The 24,028-nt window shown below is 59.6% G+C and carries 17 protein-coding genes; 11 read left to right on the top strand and 6 right to left on the bottom strand.

The genetic code is table 11. The features are described 5' to 3' along the window. Positions 1-58: 58 nt before the first annotated feature. The 6 genes from ACYZT6_RS12375 (at position 59) to ACYZT6_RS12400 (ending at position 11,977) form a co-directional block, all read left to right on the top strand. Positions 59-1,117 (top strand): IS110 family RNA-guided transposase, encoded by a 1,059-nt coding sequence (locus ACYZT6_RS12375; protein ID WP_462029945.1) that lies wholly within the window; start codon positions 59-61, stop codon positions 1,115-1,117. Positions 1,118-1,562: 445 nt separating this feature from the next. Continuing rightward, on the top strand, positions 1,563-4,520 hold the full coding sequence (gene eprS, locus ACYZT6_RS12380; protein WP_462027121.1) for an autotransporter serine peptidase EprS: 2,958 nt from the start codon (positions 1,563-1,565) through the stop codon (positions 4,518-4,520). A gap of 177 nt (positions 4,521-4,697) precedes the next feature. After that, the gene (locus ACYZT6_RS12385; protein WP_462027122.1) at positions 4,698-7,745 is read left to right on the top strand and encodes an autotransporter domain-containing protein; all 3,048 of its coding nucleotides are present in this window, start codon (positions 4,698-4,700) and stop codon (positions 7,743-7,745) included. 24 nt (positions 7,746-7,769) lie between these two features. Beyond that, a complete protein-coding gene (locus ACYZT6_RS12390; RefSeq protein ID WP_462027123.1) occupies positions 7,770-9,458 on the top strand; it encodes a polyurethane esterase in 1,689 nt (562 codons plus the stop codon). Between the two features lie 96 nt (positions 9,459-9,554). After that, positions 9,555-11,408 carry a polyurethane esterase gene (locus tag ACYZT6_RS12395; RefSeq protein ID WP_462027124.1) on the top strand — a complete coding sequence of 618 codons (1,854 nt, stop codon included), beginning with the start codon at positions 9,555-9,557 and terminating at the stop codon, positions 11,406-11,408. A gap of 206 nt (positions 11,409-11,614) precedes the next feature. Then, a complete protein-coding gene (locus ACYZT6_RS12400) occupies positions 11,615-11,977 on the top strand; it encodes a hypothetical protein (RefSeq protein WP_462027125.1) in 363 nt (120 codons plus the stop codon). 122 nt (positions 11,978-12,099) lie between these two features. Here ACYZT6_RS12400 and ACYZT6_RS12405 read toward each other — a convergent pair whose 3' ends face one another. Further along, a complete protein-coding gene (locus ACYZT6_RS12405; protein ID WP_109631133.1) occupies positions 12,100-12,324 on the bottom strand; it encodes a YgdI/YgdR family lipoprotein in 225 nt (74 codons plus the stop codon). A 189-nt stretch (positions 12,325-12,513) separates the two neighbouring features. Between ACYZT6_RS12405 and ACYZT6_RS12410 the strand changes: the two genes are divergently transcribed. From ACYZT6_RS12410 to ACYZT6_RS12420, 3 genes are all read left to right on the top strand, one after another. Then, positions 12,514-14,166, top strand: coding sequence for a VRR-NUC domain-containing protein (locus tag ACYZT6_RS12410; RefSeq protein WP_462027126.1), 1,653 nt, complete (start codon positions 12,514-12,516; stop codon positions 14,164-14,166). After that, complete coding sequence (locus ACYZT6_RS12415) at positions 14,163-16,442, top strand: ATP-dependent DNA helicase (RefSeq protein ID WP_462027127.1); 2,280 nt, start codon at positions 14,163-14,165, stop codon at positions 16,440-16,442. Before ACYZT6_RS12410 ends, ACYZT6_RS12415 begins: the two co-directional genes overlap by 4 nt. A 128-nt stretch (positions 16,443-16,570) precedes the next feature. Next, positions 16,571-17,467 carry a zeta toxin family protein gene (locus ACYZT6_RS12420; RefSeq protein ID WP_462027128.1) on the top strand — a complete coding sequence of 299 codons (897 nt, stop codon included), beginning with the start codon at positions 16,571-16,573 and terminating at the stop codon, positions 17,465-17,467. Here the strand turns inward: ACYZT6_RS12420 and ACYZT6_RS12425 are convergent. Then, positions 17,448-18,203: a DJ-1/PfpI family protein gene (locus ACYZT6_RS12425; protein ID WP_462027129.1), complete on the bottom strand. Its 756-nt coding sequence runs from the start codon at positions 18,201-18,203 to the stop codon at positions 17,448-17,450. The genes ACYZT6_RS12420 and ACYZT6_RS12425 overlap by 20 nt on opposite strands. A gap of 147 nt (positions 18,204-18,350) precedes the next feature. Here ACYZT6_RS12425 and ACYZT6_RS12430 point away from each other — a divergent pair, with 147 nt between their 5' ends. Continuing rightward, positions 18,351-20,273: a hybrid sensor histidine kinase/response regulator gene (locus ACYZT6_RS12430; protein ID WP_462027130.1), complete on the top strand. Its 1,923-nt coding sequence runs from the start codon at positions 18,351-18,353 to the stop codon at positions 20,271-20,273. Positions 20,274-20,285: 12 nt separating this feature from the next. On the opposite strand, the gene ACYZT6_RS12435 is transcribed toward ACYZT6_RS12430, so the two are convergent. Further along, a complete protein-coding gene (locus ACYZT6_RS12435) occupies positions 20,286-20,519 on the bottom strand; it encodes a hypothetical protein (protein ID WP_462027131.1) in 234 nt (77 codons plus the stop codon). Positions 20,520-20,657: 138 nt separating this feature from the next. Between ACYZT6_RS12435 and ACYZT6_RS12440 the strand changes: the two genes are divergently transcribed. After that, complete coding sequence (locus tag ACYZT6_RS12440; protein WP_462027132.1) at positions 20,658-21,194, top strand: hypothetical protein; 537 nt, start codon at positions 20,658-20,660, stop codon at positions 21,192-21,194. Between the two features lie 56 nt (positions 21,195-21,250). Here ACYZT6_RS12440 and ACYZT6_RS12445 read toward each other — a convergent pair whose 3' ends face one another. From ACYZT6_RS12445 to ACYZT6_RS12455, 3 genes are all read right to left on the bottom strand, one after another. Next, positions 21,251-21,727, bottom strand: coding sequence for a hemerythrin domain-containing protein (locus ACYZT6_RS12445; protein ID WP_462027133.1), 477 nt, complete (start codon positions 21,725-21,727; stop codon positions 21,251-21,253). A gap of 425 nt (positions 21,728-22,152) precedes the next feature. Next, positions 22,153-22,644, bottom strand: coding sequence for a hypothetical protein (locus ACYZT6_RS12450; protein WP_462027134.1), 492 nt, complete (start codon positions 22,642-22,644; stop codon positions 22,153-22,155). Further along, positions 22,641-23,984 carry a cation:proton antiporter gene (locus tag ACYZT6_RS12455; protein ID WP_462027135.1) on the bottom strand — a complete coding sequence of 448 codons (1,344 nt, stop codon included), beginning with the start codon at positions 23,982-23,984 and terminating at the stop codon, positions 22,641-22,643. The genes ACYZT6_RS12450 and ACYZT6_RS12455 overlap by 4 nt, the downstream gene beginning before the upstream one ends. Positions 23,985-24,028: the final 44 nt, after the last annotated feature.

Here is a 24,028-nt window from a genome sequence, read left to right on the forward strand (position 1 = left end):
CGAGGGCGAGTCCATGAAAAAGCATACTTCGGTTGATCAATCCCTGTCTTCTTCCGATTTGTCGGCCTGCACAACCGTAGCGGTCGATCTGGCCAAGCAGGTCTTTCAGGTCGCCGGGGAGGATGTCCTCGGCCAGGTGCACTACGAGCAGCGGATCAAGTCGCGCGAGGCGTTTTATGCGTTTCTCCGCCAGTTGCCGCCTCATGTCGTGGTTCTGATGGAGACCGGTCCGGGTGCTCAAGCCTGGGCCCGGCAGCTGCAAGACCAAGGCAATCTGGCGCGGATTCTTCCAGCCCGTTTGGTGGCCACACATCGCAGCGGGCCTAAAAATGATCGCAACGATGCGCTGGCGATTCTGCGGGCTGGTCGCGATGAAAAGATCTACGCAGTGCCGGTCAAAAGCGTTGCGGCGCTGGCAATGCAGGCGTTGCATCGCGCCCGCCAGGGCTATGTGCGTCGACGCACGGCGGTGAGCAATCAGATGCGCGGCCTGCTGCTCGAGCATGGCGTGGCCTTGGCGCAGGGCGATGTTGCGATCAGCCAGAAAATTCCGCGGGTACTGGAAGATGCCACCCAGCCGGTGCCGGGCGTGCTGCGTGAACTGATCGACGAACTGTTGGCCGAGTGGCGCCATTTGGGCGAACGCATCAGCGTGCTGACGGGGCGCCTGGAAGTGGCCGCCAACGCCGACATGACGGCGAAGCGACTGATGACTGTGCGCGGCATCGGCCCAGTCACTGCCACGGCACTGGTGGCCAAGGAAACCAAGCCTGAGCGATTTCCCAATGCCCGCAAGTTTGCCGCGTACTTTGGCATGGTGCCTGACCAGCACAGCAGCGGGCAGACGGTCCGGCTGGGGGACATGACCAAGCGAGGCGATGTTTATTTACGCAGCCTGATGATCCAGGGAGCCCATGCCGTGCTGCAACAACTACGACCTGATTCCCAGCAACCCGATGACCGCCGCTTGTTGCGCTGGATGAGCCGACTGGGCCGTAAGGAGGCTGCGGTCAGGTTGGCCAACCGCAACCTGCGAATCGTCTGGGTGCTTCTACAGAATGACCAGACTTATCGTCGCCAGGCGGGTGATGGCCAGCAAGCGACGATGAGCCACTGAGCGACAGAGTTCTGCCACCGAGGTACTAACTGTCCGGCCCTTTGCTGAAAAAAAATTGACCCCAGGTAAGACCGGCGTGGATTGATGCCTAAGCTGCTACTGGCCTTCGAGGCCTGACTGTAATCGGCATACCACGAGCTCTTCCAATTTTGGCCAGAAGCCGAAGACGGCTTCCTCGAATAGGCCTAATACATAGATGCAACGGGGCGGCGGTTTTTCAAAAGCGGGTAGACAGTGGGGGCGAGTCCATACATAGCAGCTGGCGAAGCCTGCGTTCGGCTGCGCAGCAGTCGCCATTCGGTCTATCTGACAAACCGCGTTGTCAGGTTTTACGACTGCTTCGCAGCCGAACGCAGGCTTCGCCAGCTGCTACAGGGGTATGCGTTGCGGTCCCTGATGGGCAACCAGAATTCTAAAAACGCCAAAAATGCGAGAAGTGATAAACATGGATGTACAGATCAAGCCGATGTCGGTCGGCACGTTGTTGCTCTGGATTTCAGTAGCGCCCGGCTCGGCCCAGGCGCTTTATCAGGAAACCGGCACCCTGGGTGATGCCGCCAGTTGGCGTACCGCGGAATTCCAGCGCGACTGGGGACTGGCCCGCATGCAGGCCGACCAAGCCTACGCCGTCGGCGTCACCGGTAAAGGCGTGAAAATCGGCGAGCTCGATTCAGGCTTCGATGCGGCCCATCCCGAATTCGCCACCGACCGTTATCACGCGGTGCTGGCCCGCGGCAGTTACGTCGACGGTTCACAGTTCAATGTCGACGGCACCCTAAACACCAACAACGATTCTCACGGCACCCATGTCGCCGGCACCATCGGTGCCTCCCGCGATGGCACCGGCATGCACGGTGTCGCGTATAACGCGCAGGTCTACGTCGGCAACACCAACAAGAACGACAGTTTCCTGTTCGGTCCCAACCCCGATCCGCGCTACTTCAAAGCGGTCTATAACGCCTTGGCCGACGCTGGCGTGCGGGCGATCAATAACAGCTGGGGCAGCCAACCACCGGACGTCAGTTACCGCACCCTCGGCGATCTGCACGCCGCTTACGCGCAACACTGGAACAAAGGCACCTGGCTCGATAAGGCGGCGGGCGTTTCCCGACGCGGCGTAATCAACGTGTTCAGTGCCGGCAACAGCGGTTACCCCAACGCCAGCGTGCGTTCGGCCTTGCCGTATTTCCAGCCGGATTTGGAAGGTCATTGGCTGGCGGTGTCCGGGCTGGATCAAAGCAACCAGCAGAAGTACAACCAGTGCGGGATCGCCAAGTATTGGTGCATCACCACCCCCGGCGCGAAGATCGACAGCACCATTCCAGACGGCGGTTATGCGATCAAGTCCGGCACCTCCATGTCCGCGCCGCATGCCACCGGCGCCCTGGCACTGGTGATGGAACGCTATCCGTACATGACCAACCAGCAGGCGCTGGAAACCCTGCTGACCACCGCCACTCAACTCGACGGTTCAATCACCCAGGCACCGAATACCCGCATCGGCTGGGGAGTGGCCAACCTCCAACGGGCGATGCGCGGGCCGGGGCAATTGCTCGGGCGCTTTGATGCCAATCTGGGGGCAGGGCAGAGCGATGTCTGGAGCAATGACATTTCGGACAACGCGCTGATCCAGCGGCAGGGCGAAGACGCGGCCGAACGCAGTGCCTGGCAACAGACCTTGAGCACCAAAGGTTGGCAGAACGGCGTGCCGGTCGGTGCCAGCCAGCAGGATCAGACGGATTACGCCGTCGGCATGGCTCGCGATTCAGCCGCTGCAAGCCGAATCTACGAAGGCAGTTTGATCAAATCCGGTGCCGGACGGCTGATGCTGATCGGCGACAACACCTGGCGCGGGTCGACCACGGTGAATGGCGGCCTGCTCTCGGTCAACGGTTCGCTTTCATCAGCGGTGACCGTCAATGACAGCGGCACGCTGGGTGGGTCGGGACGAATCGGCGCACTGACGGCCAACCGCGGCGCTACCGTCGCGCCGGGCAATTCCATTGGCACCTTGCAGGTCGCGGGCGATGTCACGTTTGCACCCGGCTCGACCTACGCGGTGGAGCTGTCGCCGACCGCCAGCGACCGGATCATCGCAGGTGGCACGGCCACGGTCAGCGGCGCGACGGTCAGCCTGTCGCTGGAAAACAGCCCGACCTTGCTCAGCGCTCAACAAGTGCAAAGCTTGCTCGGTCATCAATACAACATCCTGCAAGCGTCCGGCGGTATCCAAGGCCAGTTTGGTGCGGTGCTGCCCAATTATCTGTTCATCGGCGGTAGCCTCGATTACGCCGCCACCGGTGTTCAACTGAGTGTGGAGCGCAACGACACGACTTTCGCCAGCGTCGGCCAGACGCCGAACCAGCGCGCCGTCGCCTCCGTCGTGGAAGGGCTTGGGGCAGGGAATCCGGTTTACGAAAGTCTGTTGCTGTCGCCCACCGCGACGTCTGCACAGCAGGCGTTCCAGCAGTTGTCGGGAGAAATTTATCCGGCGTTGGGCTCGGTGCTGATCAACGACAGTCGTTACCTGCGTGACGCGGTCGGCGAGCGACTGGTCGACGCCAGAGGCAATCAAAGCAATGGCTGGATCAAGGCGCTGGGTGCCTGGGGCAAGACCGATGATCGCCATGACACTGCCGGTTACACCACCTCGATTGGTGGCTTGCTCGCCGGTGTCGATGGCGCGATCGACGAGCAAACCCGGATCGGCCTGGTCACCGGCTACAGCGACAGTTCGGTGAGCATGGGCTCGGGCACTCATTCATCGGCCAAGGTCGACAGCTATCACCTTGGCGCTTATGCGGGCCGCGAGTTGGGCGCCTGGCGCCTGAGTGCCGGCGGCGCTTACAGCTGGCATCGCGCCGACGTCAAACGTGACCTGCAATACGGCGACGTCAGCGCCAAGCAGAAAGCCAAGGTCGATGCCGGCACCACCCAGGTTTTCGGCGAGGCGGCGTATCGCCTGAACTTGCAACCGCTGGCGATCGAACCCTTCGCCAACCTGGCCTACGTACACCTCGACACCGAAGGTTTCACTGAGAAAGGTGATGCCGCCGCACTGAAAAGCAGCGGCGACACTCGGGATGCGGTGCTCAGCACATTGGGCGTGCGCGCGTTGAAAACCGTGAACCTGTCCGGCCAGCAGCAGCTTGAGCTGGGAGGAAGTCTCGGCTGGCAGCACAACCTGAGTAACACCGATGCCGAACAGCACCTGGCGTTTGCCAGCGGCAGCACGGCGTTCTCGGTAGAGAGTTCGCCCATGGTGCGTGATGCGGCGCTGGTAGGCGCCCATGCCAGCCTGGCCCTGAGCCGGGATATTCGCGTGAACCTCGATTACACCGGCCAACTGGCCAGCCGCGAGAAAAGCCATGGCGTAGGGCTGAGCCTCAATTGGCAGTTTTAACGCGGTAAAGGGCTGGAACACCGCACCCCCTGTAGGAGCGTGGCTTGCCCGCGAAAGGGCCGTGACATTCAGCATTGACGTTGGCTGACACACCGCCTTCGCGGGCAAGCCTCGCTCCTACAAGTTGCGCGCCTCGGCCACAAGAATTTTCGCAACACAACTAAGGACGGTAGCTGGATGAATAAGAAGTACAACAACCTTGCCTTGCTCTGCGCATTAGCCTCGGCAGGCACCGCGCAAGCCGCACCCTACGTGGAAAACGGTCGAGCAGGCGATCCTAACAGCTGGCGCAGCGCTGAATTCAACGCTGACTGGGGCTTGGGCGCCATCAACGCGCAGGATGCCTACGCCGCCGGTTACAGTGGCAAAGGCGTGAAGTTGGGGATCTTCGATCAACCGGTTTACGCCCAGCACCCGGAATTTTCCGGTGCCAACAAAGTGGTCACCTTGGTCACCAGCGGTATCCGCGAATACACCGACCCCTACATTCCGGTCAAAGCCGGCGATGCGTTTTTGTATGACGGTTCGCCCACGGTCGGCTACGACGGCAAGCTCGGTTCCCACGGCACTCACGTTGGCGGGATCGCCGCCGGCAGCCGCGACGGCAACCCGATGCACGGCGTCGCGTACAGCGCGCAAATCATCAGCGCCGACAACGGCGACCCGGGCCCGGAAGACGGCATCATCCTCGGCAACGACGGCGCGGTATACAAGGCCGGTTGGGATGCGTTGATCGCCAGCGGTGCGCGGATCATCAACAACAGTTGGGGCATCGGCATCACCGATCGCTTCGATCTGGGCGGGCGCGACCCGGCGTATCCGCATTTCACCGTGCAGGACGCGCAGCTGCAGTTCAATCAGATCCAGCCCATCCTCGGCACGCGCCAGGGCGGCGCCTACGACGGTGCCATCGCGGCCGCTCGCAGCGGCATCGTGACGATCTTCGCCGCCGGCAACGACTACAACCTGAATAACCCGGACGCGATTGCCGGCCTGGGTTATTTCGTCCCGGAAATTGCGCCGAACTGGATGACTGTCGCGGCCTTGCAGAAGAACCCGGACCTCAACAGCCCGGACCTCTACAACATCAGCATCTTCTCGTCGCGCTGCGGCTACACCGCGAGTTTCTGCGTGTCGGCACCGGGCAGCAAGATCTTCAGCGCCGTCATCGGCGGCACCAATGCCGATAACATGACCATCGGCTACGCCAACAAAAACGGCACCTCCATGGCAGCACCGCACGTCGCGGGCGCGGTGGCGGTGCTGATGGAACGCTTTCCGTACATGACCGGTGCCCAGGTTGCCAGCGTGCTGCGCACCACGGCCACCGACATGGGCGCACCGGGTGTCGACGCGCTGTACGGCTGGGGCATGATCAACCTGCGCAAAGGCATCGATGGCCCGGGGATGTTTGTCACCGAGCAAGACATACCCGAGGAATTCCGCATCCAGGGGGCCTACGGTTCCAGCCAGTTTGTGGCGGACTTGCCGGGCATCGGCGCGATTATCGATGCGGGCAAACCCACCGAACGCGTGTGCAACGACGTGCAGTGCGGACGGGACGTCTGGCGCAACGACATTTCCGGCCATGGCGGCCTGACCAAACAGGGCATCGGCACACTGGTGCTGACCGGCGCCAACACCTACGCCGGCCCGACCCTGGTCAATCAGGGCCGGTTGGCCATCAACGGCTCGCTGCTCTCGGCGGTCACCGTCAACGACAGCGGGATTCTCGGCGGTAACGGCCGCATCGGCGCATTGACCGCGAAAAGCGGCGGCACCGTGGCGCCCGGCAATTCGATCGGCACCTTGCAAGTGGCGGGCGACGTAATCTTCGAGCCAGGCTCGACTTACGCCGTGGAATTGTCGCCGACCAGCAGTGACCAGATCATCGCGGGCGGTAAAGCCGTGATCGACGGCGCGACTGTCAGCCTGTCCCTGGAAAACAGCCTGACTTTGCTGACCACCAGCGAAGTGCAATCCCTGCTTGGCAATCAATACAACATTCTGCAAGCAGCCGGCGGCATCGAAGGGCGTTTCGGCGCGGTGCTGCCGGATTACCTGTTCATCGGCGGCACACTCGACTACTCGGCCACTGGCATCCAGTTGGCGGTAGAACGCAACGCAGCGTCCTTCGCCAGCGTTGGCCAAACCCCGAACCAACGCGCTGTCGCCGCCGCCGCCGAGCAACTGGGCGTGGGCAATCCGCTCTATGAAACCCTGCTGCTGTCGCCGACCGCCGCCGTCGCGCAACAAGCCTTCCAGCAACTGTCCGGTGAGATTCACCCGGCGATCGGCACGTTGCTGATCAACGACAGCCGTTACCTGCGCGATGCCGTTGGCGAACGTTTGCGTGAGCGTGATCTGTTCGATGCCGCAGCACCGACCGATGACCGCAGCAACGCCTGGGTCAAAGTCCTCGGCGCCTGGGGCAAGAGCGATGGCGGGCATGACAACGCCAGTTCCAACAGCTCCATCGGCGGTTTGCTGGCCGGTGTCGATGGTCTGATCACTGAAGATACGCGGCTGGGTTTCGTTACCGGTTATAGCGACAGTTCGTTGAGCATGGGCGATGGCACGCATTCATCGACCTCTGTCGACAGCTATCACTTGGGTGCCTACCTGGGCCATGAAATCGATGCACTGCGTTTGAGTGTCGGCGGCGCGTACAGCTGGCATCGCATCGACGTGAAACGTGACCTGCAATTCGGCGACGTCAGCGGCAAGCAGAAATCCAAACGCGATGCGACAACCGCGCAACTGTTTACCGAAGCGGCGTATCGCCTGGACCTGCAACCGCTGGCACTGGAGCCGTTCGCCAACCTGGCTTACGTGCACCTGAACCGCGACAGCTTCACCGAGAAAGGCGATGCCGCAGCGCTCAAGGGTGGCGAAGACAACCGTGACGCCGTGCTCTCGACCCTCGGTGTGCGGGCAAGCAAAGCTGTTGCGCTGTCGGACAAACAGCAGCTGGAACTGTCCGGCACGCTGGGCTGGCAGCACAACCTGAGCAACACCCGTTCCGAAGATCATCTGGCCTTCGCCAACGGCAACACCGGGTTCAGCGTGCAGAGCGTGTCCCTGGATCGAAACGCCGCCATTGTGGGTGCGCGCGCCGGTCTGTCTGTGACTCAGAATGCGCGGGTGAGCCTGGATTACAACGGACTGCTGGGCTCCAACGAGAAAGACCACGGTGTAGGTCTGACACTCGACTGGCAGTTCTGATTTAACGCAAAGGAAAGCAAGTCTATGGGACTGTTTGATTACAAAAATGCGGACGGCAAGGCGTTGTACAGCGACGCCATCGCGCTGACGCTGTATGCGTACACGCCAACCGGTCAGCCGCTGCCGGCCACCGCTTGGGCGCCGATTGGCGCTACGCAGCTGGGTTATCAAGGCAAGGTCGGTGCTCCGGGCACCTTCTATGGTGAGAAGGATGGCTTCACCAGCGCCGAGGCCGAAGTACTCGGCAAGTACGACGGGGCGGGCAAGCTGATCGGTATCGGCATTGCCTTCCGTGGCACCGGCGGCCTGGGTTACAGCGACACCTTCGGCGACATGAAAAACAACCTGTTGGCCGCCGTCGGCCCGGTGGATTACGCGACGAACTATGCGAAAAACGCCTTCGACACCTTGCTCAAGGACGTTGCCGCGTTTTCGATCGCCCACGGTCTGAGCGCCAAGGACGTCATGATCAGCGGCCATAGCCTCGGCGGGCTGGGGGTCAACAGCCTCGCCGAGCTGAGCGGCAGCAACTGGGGCGGTTTCTACAAGGACGCCAACTACATCGCGTTCGCCTCACCGACCCAGAGCGCCACCGGCAACAACGTGTTGAACATCGGCTACGAGAACGACCCGGTATTCCGGGTGCTCAATGGCACCACGTTCAGCAGCGGTTCCCTGGGCAAGCACGACGGTCATCAGGAATCGGCGACCAACAATATCGTCAACTTCAATGATCAGTACGCGTCCACTGCGCAGAACCTTGTGCCGTTCAGCATCGTCAATCCGCTGAACTGGTCGGCCCATGGCTCGTTGGGCTATGCCGACGGTCTGAACCGGGTGCTCGACTCGCGTTTCTACGACCTCACCGACAAGGACTCGACGCTGATCGTCTCCAACCTGGCGGAATCGTCCCGGGGCACGACCTGGGTCGAGGACCTTGGTCGCAGCGGCGAGCCCCACACCGGCAGCACCTTCATCATCGGCACCGACAGCAACGACTTGCTTAAGGGCGATGCCGGCAATGACTTCATTGAAGGCCGCGACGGCAACGACCGCTTCCGCGATGACGGTGGCTACAACTTCCTGCTGGGCGGCAAGGGCAGCAACACCTTCGAATTGCAGAAGCCGTTGCAGAACTTCAGCGTTGCCAACGATGGCGACGGCACGCTGTACGTGCGTGATGCCTATGGCGGCATCAGCATGACCCGCGACATCGGCGCGCTGGTCAGCAAGGAGTCGGGTTCGTGGTGGGGAAGCAAGGAGGTGACTTACAGCGTCACCGCCAACGGTTTGCTCAACGGCAATGAACTGACCCACTACAACCACTCGCTGAACGGGGACGCCTACGGCAACACGCTGGCGGCCAGCGTCGACGGCGACTGGCTGTTCGGCAATGCCGGTGACGACCTGCTGCGCAGCGACAAAAGCCAGGTGACCTTCGTCGGTGGCGCAGGCAATGACGTGTTGCACGCCTCGGGTGGCAACAACACGTTCCTGTTCAGCGGCGCCTTCGGTTTCGACGCGATCAATGGCTACCAGGGCAACGACAAACTGGTGTTTTTGGGCGTTCAGGGCGCGGGGCAGGGTTATGACTACAAGCAACACGCTTCGCAGTCGGGCCATGACACGGTGCTGAAGGTGGGCGACTTTGCCGTGACCCTGGTGGGAGTGGGGCTGGACAACCTGTCGGCTTCAGGCATTACGTTTGCGTAAAGGCTGCATGCACTAGATGCTCCGGGGCGCCTCGGGAGCGAGGCGTCCTGGTTGTGAGCTATCTCTGACAATTCCAACAAAAGAGAGGCAATACCAATGGGTGTGTATGACTACAAAAACTTCGGCACAGCCGATTCCAAAGCGTTGTTTACCGACGCGATGGCGATCACGCTGTATTCCTACCACAACCTCGACAATGGCTTTGCCACGGGTTACCAGCACAACGGCTTCGGCCTTGGCTTGCCGGCGACCCTGGTCACTGCACTGCTGGGCGGCACCGATTCCCAGGGGGTGATTCCCGGTATTCCCTGGAACCCCGATTCGGAAAAAGCCGCACTGGAGGCCGTGCAAAAAGCCGGCTGGACGCCCATCACGGCCTCGCAGCTGGGCTATGACGGCAAGGTCGACGCTCGCGGAACGTTCTTCGGCGAGAAGGCCGGGTACACCAGCGCGCAGGTCGAGATCCTCGGCAAGTACGATGCTCAGGGCCATCTGACCGAAATCGGCATCGCCTTTCGCGGCACCAGCGGCCCACGGGAAACCTTGATCGGCGATTCGTTCGGCGACGTGATCAACGATCTGCTGGCGGCGTTCGGTCCCAAGGATTATGCGAAAAACTATGTGGGCGAAGCCTTCGGCAATCTGCTCGGCGACGTCATGGCGTTTGCCCAGGCCAATGGCCTGTCGGGCAAAAACGTGCTGGTCAGCGGCCATAGCCTTGGCGGGTTGGCGGTCAACAGCCTGGCGGATTTGAGCACGAACAAGTGGTCCGGGTTCTACAAGGATTCGAACTACATCGCGTACGCGTCCCCGACCCAGAGCGGCACCGACAAAGTGCTCAACGTCGGCTATGAAAACGACCCGGTGTTTCGAGCCCTAGACGGTTCATCCTTCAACCTGTCGTCGGTAGGCGTGCACGATGCCGCCAAGGCCTCGGCGACCGATAACATCGTCAGCTTCAACGACCACTACGCCTCGACGGCGTGGAATGTGCTGCCGTTCTCCATCCTCAACATCCCGACCTGGATCTCGCACTTGCCGACCGCCTATGGCGAGGGCATGAACCGGGTGATCGAATCGAAGTTCTACGACCTCACCAGCAAAGACTCGACGATTGTCGTTGCCAATCTCTCGGACCCGGCGCGCGCCAACACCTGGGTTCAGGACCTCAATCGCAACGCTGAAACCCACAAGGGCAGCACGTTCATCATCGGCAGCGACGGCAACGACCTGATTCAGGGCAGCAAGGGCAATGACTACCTGGAGGGTCGCGACGGCAACGACAGTTTCCGTGACGGTGGCGGCTACAACATCCTGTTGGGTGGCAAGGGCAGCAACGTGCTGGACTTGCAGCAGTCAGTGAAAAGCTTCGACTTTGCCAATGACGGCGCCGGTAACCTCTACGTCCGTGATGCCAGCGGCGGCATCAGCATCACCCGGGACATCGGCAGCATTGTCACCAAGGAACCGGGGTTCTTGTGGGGGCTGTTCAAGGATGACGTGACGCACAGCATCACGGCTAATGGCCTTGCAGTCGGCAACAACCTGACCCAGTACGCGTCATCGGTAAAGGGCGGCGCGGGGGGCGATACGCTCATGGCGCATGTGACGGGCGACTGGGTGTTCGGCCTGGACGGCAACGATCATTTGATCGGCGGCAAAGGCAATGATGTGTTTGTGGGCGGGGCGGGGAATGACCTGATGGAATCGGGGGGCGGGGTTGATACGTTTCTGTTCAGCGGTGCGTTTGGTCAGGACCGGGTTCTTGGTTATCAGGTGAACGACAAGCTGGTATTTGTCGGGGTTCAGGGGGTGGCGCCGAATGATGACTTTCGGGCTCATGCCAGCGCGGTGGGGCAGGATACGGTGCTGACGTTTGGTGGGGATTCGGTGACGTTGGTGGGGGTTGGGCTGGATAGCTTGTCTGGCTCAGGGATCATAATCGCCTGAAAGTAATCTGGCGTTTGTAAGGTCCCCATCGCGGGCAAGCCCGCTCCCACAGGATCTTCGTCGTTCGCAAATCCTTGTGGGAGCGGGCTTGCCCGCGATGAACGATAACGCGTAAACCTGCCTGGAACACGTGACCCGACAGTCACCTGCGGACTCCAATACCTTGCAACAACAGGATTAAGTACTGGATCAGGAGATTAAGGAACGTGAGTAACCGCAAGAGGCACATCATCGGTTTGGCACTGGCTCTTTTTTCGGCAAGTGCCGCCGCAGAATTGCCTCACAGCTCGATTTTGAGCCGCTATGGCATGACGCCAGATCAACTGCCGGCACCGGCATCGCCGGAAACCGTCGAGCCCCTGGAAGAGAAAAGCCGTTTCCAGCTCCAGCCGGAAGAGCCCTTTTTGACATTGCGTTCGGGGGAAAAGCAACCGGAGATCACCGGCAACATCAGCATCGATCACGCGATGCAGCAGGATTACGACCGCTGCCGGAAGATTCATGAAGAATTGAGGCTGCGGGGAGGGAAGTTCATCTCCTGCGATAACGGTACGCCGTGGATGCCGTAGATTTCCGGTATTTGTGAGGGCCTCTTCGCGGGCAAGTCGGGACGCCGAACCGCTCGCTCCTACAGAGTTGTACGAGTCCTTGTAGGAGCGAGGCTTGCCCGCGAATAACGATAACTCGGTCTTCAGTCTTCCTCGCGAACCGTGGCCACGTCGTTGGCATTGACCTTCACTTTCGCGCCAGAAATATCCTCAAACTCGTAAAACCCGTCCTTGGTCTTGGTTTTCGGCATGTCCTTGGTCAAATACTGGGTGCCGTTCTGCAGCGTCACGACCGTTGGCGTCGAGCAACCGGCCAGGGCCAGGAAGGCCGCCGCTGCCAAGGGCAAACCCAGAGTCTTGATATTCATACCCACCTCTCAAAAAATGCTAAAAAAAGCCGCTATGCCGGTTGGTGCCATGGATCGGCAGAAAGTTCGATGGCCACGCGAAAATAGCCAAATAGCGCCGCCGCTTATCTTTTTCCGTTTGCACCGGATACGCCGTAGCTGGTATCTGTACGCATAACCAGTACTCGCTCGCCATGGCCCATTTTCCCTGTGACTGTAAATCCTCTCGACGACCCGTTCTACTACCTGAACAACTTCATGCAAGTGCTTGATTGGCTTGAGCATCGCTACGCCGATGTGCTGAGCGTCGAGGAGCAGGCCTTCATCCGCGATTTCAGTCGGCAACCCCGCGAGTCCCGGGCGCTGCTGGTGAGGATGGTGATGCGCAAGGGGGTGCATTTCAGGGCCGGCAAATTGAGTTACGTCGAAATCGGTGAGATCGCCCGGGCTGCCGAGCCGTTGCTGGCGGCAGGCTGGATTGATGAGCAGTCACCCTTGCCGATCGGCGAACTGTTCGACGTTCTGCTCAAGGCCGAGATTCTTCACTGCTTCGGTGCTGCCATCGAGCAACCGAACGGCAAAAAGACCGAATGGCTGGCGTCCCTGAGCGAGCAGTTGTGCGAGGAGCAAAGCTTCGCGCAGTGGTGCCCGCAACTGAACGACCGGCTGTTCACGCTGACCATCATGGACCTGTGTGACCGCTTGCGGCTGATGTTCTTCGGCAACCTTTATCAGGACTGGTCGGAGTTTGTGCTGGCCGATCTCGGCATCTTTACCTATGAAAAAGTCGAATTCTGCGCCGAGTCCCGGGGCCTGCGCTGCCGTGAAGACGTGGAGGCCTGCCTGTTCCTGCATCACTGCCAGCAGCGTTTCGAGGCCGGCGAGGCGGTGGCGACCATTGTCGAGCAGGTCAACGGACTGGCACTCGACAACCCGTGGCTGCAACGACGTCGGGGCAAGCTGTTGTTCCAGATTGGCCAGCACTGCGAACGCATGGCGGATTTCTCCACGGCGCTGACCATTTACCGCGATTGCGCTTACCCCGGTGCACGCGCGCGCCTTATTCGTGTGCTGGAGCGCTGCGGTGAATATCAGTTGGCCCTGCATCTGGCCACGCACGCGGAGCAATCGCCGGAAAGTGCCACCGAGCATCAGCATGTACTGCGTGTATTGCCCAGGTTGCGGCGCAAACTGGGGGGCCCGGCGATGAAGCGGCCATCCCCTCGGGAAATGCTGCGACTGGACCTCCAATTGCCCAGGACCGATTTGGCGTTGTCGGTTGAGTTTTACGTCCAGGCGCATCTGGCGGAGGATTCGGCGCCCGTGCATTACGTCGAGAACAGTCTGATCAACTCGCTGTTCGGGCTGCTGTGCTGGCCGGCGATCTTTGCACCGTTGCCGGGAGCGTTTTTCCACCCGTTCCAGCGCGGACCGGTGGACTTGCTCAATGAAGACTTCCATGGGCGTCGGGCGGATTTGTTTCAGGCCTGTCTCGACGAACTCGATGACGGCCGCTACCTCCAGACCATCCGTGAACGTTACGTCGCCAAGTGGGGTGTGCAGTCGCCCTTCGTGTTCTGGGGTGCGCTGAGCGAAGAACTGCTGGACCAGGCACTCGACTGCCTGCCGGCCGAACACCTCAAGCACTGGTTCAATCGTCTGCTGCTGGACATCAAGTCCAACCGTGCCGGCATGCCGGACCTGATCCAGTTCTGGCCGCAGCACAAGACCTACCGCATGATCGAAGTCAAAGGCCCCGGCGATCGCCTGCAAGACAACCAATTGCGTTGGCTGGAGTTCTGTCATGAACATCAGATGCCCATCGCCGTCTGCTATGTGCAATGGGCGGAGCAGAGCGCTTGAGCTACAGCATTGCGGTGCGGGCGCTGTGTGAGTTCACCGCCAAGGTCGGCGACCTCGACCTGCGATTCACACCGTCGCCGACCGCGCTGGAGGGCATCGTCGGTCACCGTACCGTTGCTTCGCGCCGAAGCGAGGGCTATCAAAGCGAAGTCGCCCTCGAAGGCCTGTACAAAACCTTGAAGGTCAAGGGCAGGGCGGACGGCTACGACCCGGCGCAACACTGCCTGGAAGAAGTCAAAACCTATCGCGGCGACTTGAGCAAGCAACCGGCCAACCACCGGCAACTGCACTGGGCGCAGGCCAAAGTCTACGGTTGGCTGATGTGCCAGAAGCTGGAGCTGGCGCAGATCAATCTGGCGCTGGTGTACTTCGATATCGTCAGCGAAAAGGAAACCTGTCTGGTCGAGGCCTTCAGCGCCGGCGAGCTGGAGCAGTTCTTCGAGCATCATTGCGAGATGTTCCTGCAGTGGGCCGAGCAGGAAATGGCTCATCGCGAAGGACGCAATCGCGCGGCGCAGCAATTGGCGTTTCCCCATGCCGACTTTCGTCCGGGGCAACGGCACCTGGCGGAGTCGGTGTTCAAAGCGGTCAGCACCGGTCGTTGCTTGATGGCCCAGGCGCCGACCGGCATTGGTAAAACCGTCGGCACGCTGTTTCCGATGCTCAAGGCGCTGGCGCCGCAGCAATTGGACAAGGTGTTCTTTCTCACGGCGAAAACGCCGGGGCGCAAACTGGCACTGGACGCTGCGCAAGTGATTCTTGAAAGCGCCGATGCGCCGCCACTGCGGGTGTTGGAGATGATCGCCCGGGACAAGGCCTGCGAGCACCCGGACAAAGCCTGTCACGGCGAATCGTGCCCGTTGGCCCAGGGTTTTTATGATCGTTTGCCGGCCGCTCGCCAGGCCGCCAGTGAGCTGAGCCTGCTGAACCAGAGCGCATTGCGCGAGGTGGCATTGGCGCATGAGGTTTGCCCTTATTACCTGAGTCAGGAAATGGCTCGCTGGGCAGACGTGGTGGTCGCCGACTACAACTATTACTTCGATTTCAGTGCGCTGCTGTTCGGGTTGGCTCAGGCCAACAACTGGAAAGTCGCGGTGTTGGTGGATGAGGCGCATAACCTCGTGGAGCGCGGCCGGCAGATGTACAGCGCCACGCTCGACCAGTCGACCCTCAACGGGGTGCGAAAAACCGCCCCGGACGCGCTGAAAAAACCGTTGCAGCGGGTCAATCGAGAGTGGAATGCCCTGCACAATCTGCAACTGGCCGCGTATCAGGCGTACGCCAAGGCCCCGGAAAAACTCCTCCAAGCCCTGTCTTCGTGCAGCGCGAGCATCGGTGATTATCTCAACGATCATCCTCAAGGCCTGGACAGCGCGTTGCAGGGATTTTACTTCGACATGCTGCAGTTCTGTCGCGTGGCCGAGCTCTTCGATGAGCAGTTCCTGTTCGACATCAGCAAGCGCGACCTCGAACGCAAACAGAACCTGTCGCAACTGTGCCTGCGCAACGTGGTGCCGGCCGGTTTCATCCGCCCGCGCCTGAGCGCTGCGCGCAGCACGGTGCTGTTTTCCGCGACGCTGAGCCCTCGGCATTACTACGCGGACCTGCTGGGTACACCGCCGAACACGGTGTGCATCGATGTGGAATCCCCGTTCCATGCCGACCAGTTGAAGGTGCACATCGTCAGCCAGATATCGACCCGATTCGTTCACCGGCAAGCGTCCCTCGAGCCGATTGTCGAACTGATCGCCCGGCAATTCAGCCAACGCCCCGGCAACTACCTGGCGTTTTTCAGCAGCTTCGATTATTTGCAGCAGGTGGCACAGTTGCTGGCTGAACGACACCCGCAGATCAACCTGTGGTCGCAGTCCCGGGGTATGGCGGAAGGGCAGCGTCAGGCCTTTCTCGATCAGTTCACCGCGCACAGCCAGGGCGTCGGTTTTGCGGTACTGGGCGGAGCGTTCGGTGAAGGCATCGACTTGCCCGGCGCCCGCCTGATCGGTGCGTTCATCGCCACCCTGGGGCTGGCGCAGCTCAATCCGGTCAACGAGCAGTTGAAGCATCGGATGGCGGCGATTTTCGGTACCGGTTATGACTACACCTACCTGTATCCCGGCGTGCAGAAAGTGGTGCAGGCGGCAGGACGGGTGATCCGCACTCAGCAGGATCAAGGGGTGGTGATGTTGATTGATGACCGGTTCGGCGACAGCAAAGTGAAAAATTTGCTGCCGCGCTGGTGGTCGGTTGAGCAGACGCATTTTCACTCTGCTACGTAGGATCCTTTACCTTTTAAAACAGTGACATACCTTGAAAAACACGCTCATTTGAACAAAGGGCGAAACACAGCTTTATTCAAAGGGCAGGCACTCAAATTCAGCCGGCTCTTTGATAAGGAAATCAAGGCATGTCCCCCGCACCGAATTACGCTTACACCCCAGAGCAGGTCACTGCAGCGTTCAATGAAATCAAAACCACGCTGTTCCGCGGTATCACGGCCGAGGTAACGCCTAGGATCCTGGTAGTTGCCGGGCTGCAAGGGTCGGGCAAAACCTTTTTGCTGGAAAACAAACTCCTGCCGACCCGGCGCTACGACAAATATGTTCGTCTCTACCTGCCCGAATACCGACAAAAACACCCCCAATACGCGGAGATGATCAAACTCGGCGTCCTGCATGCGTACGAACATACGGAAGCCTTCGTCCGAGAAGTCAGCGCCAAAATCTTCACCGAAGCCTTTACCCTCAAATACAACATCATTATGGAGTGTGCGTTCGACAGCCTCGATTTCGCCGCGTTTCCGCCGTTGGCGACAGCGGCCGGCTATCAGTTCGAGACGCATATTGTTGGCTGCACCCTGGAGTTTGCTCATGTTTCGAGCATCAAGAGAGCCTTCAAAAGCCTGGAAAATCGCGAACTCGAAAGGTTTGTCCCGTTATCGGCGCTGGAGGCCGGCATGAGTCATGTGCAGGCGATCATCCTGGCCTTCGAAACCGCCTCGAAGGCTGTCGACTGTTCCCAAATCACTGTGTATGAACGCGGGTACGGCGCGCTGAAAGAACGAGTCTCACGTGCTCATATCACCTACACCACAACCGCTGGCGTGACGCCTTCGACGGCGCCGACGGTGTACAGCGCTTATGGCAGCATCATTAATAATCAGGTCTGCACCCTGAGTGATCGTAATGAGGTGGTAAAAGAATGCCACTTGGCGTTACTCAAAATTCAAACGTATGCCCAGGTTGTCCCTGACTTTGTCTACAACGATCTGTACGCCTACATCGTCAAATACGTAAACCGCTAAGCATTCGAACCCATTCGGCGGCGAAGCGATGACAGTCTCCTGGCCAGCGAGCGGTCAGAAACTGTCCATCGCGGACGACGAAACCTCGTTGTGGCTGGTCCGCCGAATCACGCATTGCCAGGACTGGCCCTCGCAGAAAGTCCGTCGAGCTGGACAGGGCGGCGGTGACTTCCGCTTCGACGGTTTGAGGATAAGTTCGGTAGTAGCGCCCGAGCCAGGCGGCGGTGATTGCCCAGGCAGGCAGCTCCATGGTGTTGGCCACCAGTGCGGTGACCTTACGTCCCTGCAATACCGAAAGCCCGGAAACGGGGTCGAGCGTGCGGGCGAGCAACAGCACGCCATGACAGACCGCTGCCACCGGTTTGTCGGCCTTGAAAAAGTGCAGGGCGATCCGCCGGGCCTGCTCGGACTCCAACAGGCTGCGCATGCCCTTGGCATGCCCGCCAGGAATCAGCAGCCCTTGGAACTCGCTGGGGTCAATCTCGTCATAGCACAGCGGTTTGCGAAATGACGGGTCTTCGATCATCCGGGCGTAGCTTGCAAGGTCGGCCTTGCGCGTCATCAGCAACGGGTTCAATGGGCCGAAGCCGATATCCACCAGGCGCGAGTCGGCGTAGGCGGGCAGGCCCTCGGGAGACGCGAAGCGCACCTCGATGCCGGCCTCGCGCATGGCTTGCCATGGAACGCTGCTCTCAGTGGGATCGTAGTCAGAGGTGGGCAACAGAATGAGGATCATCGGGGCGCCTTGAATCGGCCAGGAGTGGCGATTGGCGTCGAGAATAGGTGGTCAGAGCGTTATGCTCCAGTGTGCGGCCGTTTTCTGGCTTTCCAAACCGACGGTTTGTCGCATACTCCATAAAAACAACAATCACAGGTGTGATCGATGAGTGATAACAAGTCTAAAACCTACTCCATCGAGGAAATGCGTTTTCGCCTGCTGATTGATGCCGTGGTGGACTATGCGATCTATATGATTGATCCAGACGGCATCATCACCAGTTGGAACTCTGGCGCCAGGCGTTTCAAGGGGTATGAGGAGGCGGAGATCCTCGGTGAGCATTTTTCGCGGTTTTATACCGAAGAGGATCGCCGTGTCGGTATGCCCCAGCGTGCGCTGGATACGGCGATTCGCGAAGGTCGTTTCGAGGGCGAAGGCTGGCGGGTTCGCAAGGACGGTACGCACTTCTGGTGCCATGTGGTGATCGATCCGATCATCGATCCGACAGGCAAGCTGTTGGGTTTTGCCAAGATCACCCGGGATCTTACCGACCGCAAAATGGCCGAAGAAACCCTCAAGCAAAGCGAGCAGCAGTTTCGTTTGCTGGTTCAAAGCGTCACTGACTATGCCATCTACATGCTTGCCCCGGATGGACGCCTGACCAACTGGAATCTGGGGGCCCAGCGGATCAAGGGCTACCGGCCCGAAGAAGTCATCGGTCAGCATTTTTCGATCTTCTACACCCCCGAAGACCGCGAAGCCGGGGAACCGCAACGCGCGTTGGAAACGGCTATGCGCGAGGGGCGCTTTGAAAACAGGGCCTGGCGCGTGCGCAAGGACGGTACGCGGTTTTTTGCCCATGTCGTGGTCGATCCGATTTGGGGTGAAACCGGCACGTTGTTGGGCTTTGCCAAAATTACCCGTGACATCACCGAAGCTACGCAAGCTCAGAAGGATCTGGAAAAAACTCGAGAGGCGCTGTTCCAGGCGCAGAAGATGCAGGCCATCGGCCAACTCAGTGGAGGGATTGCCCACGACTTCAATAATCTGCTGACGGTTATTCTTGGCAACCTGGAAATCGTGCGCAAACGCGTGGGCGAAGATCCGAAAGTCACTCGATTGGTGGACAACGCCACCCAGGGTGCCTTGCGCGGTGTATCCCTGACCCAACGCATGCTGGCGTTCGCCCGGCGTCAGGAACTCAAGTCCGAATCCGTCGAGATCCCCGCGCTGGTGGAAGGGATCACTGGGCTCCTGCGCAGCTCCCTCGGGCCAGCCGTGCAGCTCGAAACACGATTTTTCCCCAATCTCGTACCGGTCATGGCCGACGTCAATCAACTGGAACTGGCGGTGCTGAACCTGGCAACCAACGCCCGGGATGCCATGCCCAACGGCGGTAAAATCGTCATCAGCGCCAGGACCGAAGACGTCCTCGACCAATCAAGTTTGCTGCTGCCGGCTGGCCAATATGTCTGCCTGAGTGTCACCGATACGGGCGAGGGCATGGATGAACTCATCCTGGCCTCGGCGATGGACCCGTTTTTCACCACAAAAGGGGTCGGTAAAGGCACGGGGCTGGGGTTGTCGATGGTTCATGGCTTCATCGAGCAGTTGGGCGGGCGATTCATTCTCAAGAGCCAGAAGGACATCGGTACTGTCGCCGAACTGTGGATACCGGTCGCCACGGCTGACTCGGTCGCCAAGCCCGCAGCAGCGGAAGTGGAAGCGCCGCCGGTGGCTCAACTGTGCGTATTGGTGGTGGACGATGACAGCCTGGTGTTGACCAGTACCGGCCTGTTGCTGGAGGACCTCGGCCACCGGGTGGTCACCGCGGTGTCCGGTGCACAAGCGCTTGAGCTGTTTGACACCGAGCAGAATATTGACCTGGTCATTACCGACATGGCGATGCCAAAAATGAACGGTGCGCAATTGGCGCAGGCCATCCGGACCTTAAAGCCAGACCTGCCAATTGTCCTCGCCACGGGTTATGCCGAGCGCCTCGAAGGTTTCGCCACCAAACTCCCGCGCTTGTCCAAACCCTTTACCCAACTCAATCTGGTAGAAGTCATTGCCTTGGCGATGAAGTGACTGGCGTCGCGCTCAGCCGTCCGCGTTCTTCTTGAAACCGCGCAGGTTCATGGCACACAGGCAAAATTGCAACACGATCAATGCATAGGCGTGGGTGTGGTAACCCCAAATCACCCACAAGAGGTTGCTGACGATAAAGCAACTGAACCCCCACACCCTGTGCGAAGGTTTTTGCGAGCCGATCAGCCACGCCGCCAGCACCGTGACCAACATCGCTGGCCATTGCACCCAATCGAGAGCGTCCATTCGCGGTCCTTAAAATCAGAGTCTGTATCTGAAGGACCACGGCGGCGAAGTAGCGTTCGAGCGAGGCGCATTGAATCCGGCTGAACTTTGCCCGGGAAGGTTTCTTCTAAACGCTTTCCCAGCCCATGCGTATGTCCCGTGCCCAGAATACTGACCGAACCCACTGCCGAAGAAGCCTTGTCCCAACACAATGCCAAGATGTTCGGCTCGCCCAAGGAGCGCCTGGATTTCTACCGTCGTGAAATACAGTACGAAACCAGCATCCTCGCCAATCGAACCGATGCTTACCTGGCAGCGCAATCGTTTCTGGTGATTGCCTTCGCCTCCTGCATGTCCAACCTCAATCCCGAGTGGGGAAAACTCTTCACCCTGGTGGTGCCACCGTTCCTTGCACTGCTCGGGTTACTCAGTTCGCTGAACGCCTGGCCGGGCATTCGTGCGGCCTACGACATCATCGATCACTGGCACTTCAAGCAAAGTGAGTTGCTGCGCAGCGAGCCATTGATGGGCCTGGCTTACGATGAATCGCCACTGTTCAGCGAAATGGAGTCGTCGCACAAGGGTTACCGTAAATCACTGCTGTTTTCGGTGCGCACGCCGTGGATCTTCGCAACTTTCTGGGTGTTGCTGGGCAGCTACGCGGTTTACATCCAGGTCACCAACCCCGGTGGCTGACACGCAAAAACAAAAAGCCCGGCAAACGCCGGGCTTTTTTACGTCAGACAACCGAATCAAGCCGCCATATTAGACGTGCCCATTTCTTTCTTGTACTGCGCCTTAAGCGTTTCCATCTGTGCACCCAACTCTTCCAGCGTGGCTTTGCCCAGCAGCTTTTTGGCTTCTGGGAACATTTCTGTTTCCTCTTCTTCGATGTGGTGTTCCAGCAGCTCCTTGACAACTTTCACTCGACCCGAAAATTCCGGGGTGGAAGGGTCGGTGGCTTTCAGGTCCGGCAGCACCAGCGAATCCACGGTGCGGTGTTCTTCCTTGGCTTCGTAGTACATGACCTCCTGTTCCTTGCCTCCGGCCTTTTTGTACGCCGGATACAAGATTTCCTCTTCGAGGCGAGTATGGATGGCGATTTCCATTTCAAGCTTGGCCAGCAGCTCGGTGCGTTTTTTAACACCACGCTCGGTGGACTCGCTTAACTGAGTCAGGATGCCCTTCACGCGTTCATGGTCGGCTTTCAACAGGTCGATGGCGTTCATGGTCGAGTCTCTCAAATAGTAGTCACGGGGGTGGGCGCAAACGGTCTCATCGCCGTAGGTCGCTCATAGACCTGGAGCATTTGTCGTGCCTACTTTTGTAGTTTCAGTAACGCTATATAAACCAATAAGTTGAGACGGTTGATGGCGCATTGAGGTCGTGCAGGCTGCATGAGTCCGGAAATTGACTCATGCAGTTCGCGGCGTGGTGTTATGTCTCGTAAAAAATGGGGTTGCAGAGAGTGCTTTCTGCGGCAACGCGATTTCTGTAGCAGCTGGCGAAGCCTGTGTTCGGCTGCGAAGCAGTCGTACATCCTGAGAATGCGGTTTTCCTGATACACCGCATCGTCTGATTTCACGACTGCTACGCAGCCGAACGCAGGCTTCGCCAGCTGCTACAGAGATTGCGTAACGGCGAATAGCCGGGCTCAAACCCGCTCTTCGAGCTGCTGGTGCAACCGGTGGGAGTTGTTCACGGACATCGGGATCGGCGGAAAGTCTTCGTTGAGCAATCGCAGGTGCTCAATCGCTTCCTGGAATTTCAGATCAGCCTTCCTGCGCATGGCCTGATAGCGATCAAACAGTTCCAGGTCCATATCGCCGGCCTCAAGCATTTCAAAGGCGCAGCGGCTCAGCGACTGGGCTTCTTCGAACATAAGGCGATTGGATTCCAGGGCGAACGCCCGGCAGGCTTTGATTTGATCGGGGGTTGAACAATGAATCATGACCGGCACCTTAATCTTTTCCGAGGTCCCTTTTGAACGGCGTCGTTGCCACAGTGGAACCGAACCTGTCGGGTCCCGCCGTGCAAGAAAACCAGGCGGAATTAAGGTTGTGACTACCGGGTTGTGCAGGGATTTCAAATTTTTGAAGGCGAAAATTCGTTTGATCCGCCCATAAATGCTTGGATAAATAATCAAATAATTTGTTTCTTGCGCCGTTCATAACGGGCGAGGGTGGGTTGCGTGCTGATTCCGTGGATCAGGATGCTTAACGCGACCACGGACAAAGTCAGGTCGGTGCACAGGGTCGCGACCGACTGGCCCAGCCCGTGATTCAAGGCATAGAACAGGTAATAAAGGCTGCCGATGCCGCGTATGCCGAACCAGCCAATCAACAGTCGCTGGCGCCAATCGAGCAATCGACCCCAGGGCATAACGACGACACTTAAAGGACGAATAACGCAAAACAACACCCCGCCGACCAGCAGGGCGCGCCAGTCCCAATGAGCGACCAGTACAACGCCAAGCAGCGTCACCAGAAACACTTCCATGGCCCGTTCCACGAGACTGCCGAAGGCGAGCATGTCTCCCATCATGATGCCTGCAGCGACTTGGGTGTCTTCAAGGTGTTCGGTATCGCCATGTACCGCGTGCTGCGGCTCGACGTTCTGGTGCCCGACGACGGGCTGGACCAAATGCTCGGCAGGTAGCTCGGCATTGCCCGTTGACTTGACTTCTTCCTGCCGCAGTCCGAGGCCGGCGGCGAATACCGACAGAAAGCCGTAAGCATGGATTGACTCGGCCCCGACATACGCCAAGGCAATCAAGGCGAGGGCGAGGTAATCATTCGGGGACAGCGTACTGTCATCGTTCTTGATCCGCAGGACCAATGTCAGACGCCCAATGCCGCGTCCCATCCAGTAACCCGTCAGCAAACCGGCCGGGACCGCCCAGAGCAGACTGAGCAGCACCCAGTCGCCAAACCAGCCGGGGTTGCCGTCGTGTTGCAGCAGGAGCAGGCCAAGGATCACGAACGGAAACGCAATCCCGTCATTGAGCCCGGCTTCACCGGAAAGGCCAAACCGCACGCTGTCGTCATCCCGCGCGTCGTTGACCTGGACCAGGGCGGCGAGCACCGGATCGGTAGGCGCGAGGATCGAGCCGATCAGCATCGACGCGCCCCACGATAATTGCAGTCCGTAATGCAGCAACAGGCAGATGCCACCAATGGTCAGCAGCATGACCGGGCCGGCCAGGCCGAAGGCGACCCGCCATTTTTTATCCTTGAGTGGCGAGCGCAATTTCAAGCCACAGACAAACAAAGAAAAGAGCACCGCGACTTCCGTCAGGTGCTCCATCCAGATCGAGGCGTCACCGGTGTCCAGCTTCAACAGCCCGAGCCCGGACGGCCCGATGCCGACACCCAGCACCAGGCACACCGCCGACGTGGTCACCGGCATCCATCGCAGGTATGACGAGGTCAGCGCCAGCGTCAGCAGTACGGCACCCAATACGGCCACCCATAAAATGAAACTCATGCTCGGTTCTCGCTGGGGGTGGGCCGCGTTTGTGGGCCTCTGGG

This window comes from Pseudomonas sp. RT6P73 (genome assembly GCF_054897715.1).

What these genes read in the sequence shown, in the direction of transcription:
- eprS (WP_462027121.1), top strand. Translation starts at nt 1,563, where the DNA reads ATGGATGTACAGATCAAGCCGATGTCGGTCGGCACGTTGTTGCTCTGG.
- ACYZT6_RS12385 (WP_462027122.1), top strand. Translation starts at nt 4,698, where the DNA reads ATGAATAAGAAGTACAACAACCTTGCCTTGCTCTGCGCATTAGCCTCG.
- ACYZT6_RS12390 (WP_462027123.1), top strand. Translation starts at nt 7,770, where the DNA reads ATGGGACTGTTTGATTACAAAAATGCGGACGGCAAGGCGTTGTACAGC.
- ACYZT6_RS12395 (WP_462027124.1), top strand. Translation starts at nt 9,555, where the DNA reads ATGGGTGTGTATGACTACAAAAACTTCGGCACAGCCGATTCCAAAGCG.
- ACYZT6_RS12405 (WP_109631133.1), bottom strand. Translation starts at nt 12,324, where the DNA reads ATGAATATCAAGACTCTGGGTTTGCCCTTGGCAGCGGCGGCCTTCCTG.
- ACYZT6_RS12420 (WP_462027128.1), top strand. Translation starts at nt 16,571, where the DNA reads ATGTCCCCCGCACCGAATTACGCTTACACCCCAGAGCAGGTCACTGCA.
- ACYZT6_RS12425 (WP_462027129.1), bottom strand. Translation starts at nt 18,203, where the DNA reads ATGATCCTCATTCTGTTGCCCACCTCTGACTACGATCCCACTGAGAGC.
- ACYZT6_RS12430 (WP_462027130.1), top strand. Translation starts at nt 18,351, where the DNA reads ATGAGTGATAACAAGTCTAAAACCTACTCCATCGAGGAAATGCGTTTT.
- ACYZT6_RS12435 (WP_462027131.1), bottom strand. Translation starts at nt 20,519, where the DNA reads ATGGACGCTCTCGATTGGGTGCAATGGCCAGCGATGTTGGTCACGGTG.
- ACYZT6_RS12445 (WP_462027133.1), bottom strand. Translation starts at nt 21,727, where the DNA reads ATGAACGCCATCGACCTGTTGAAAGCCGACCATGAACGCGTGAAGGGC.
- ACYZT6_RS12455 (WP_462027135.1), bottom strand. Translation starts at nt 23,984, where the DNA reads ATGAGTTTCATTTTATGGGTGGCCGTATTGGGTGCCGTACTGCTGACG.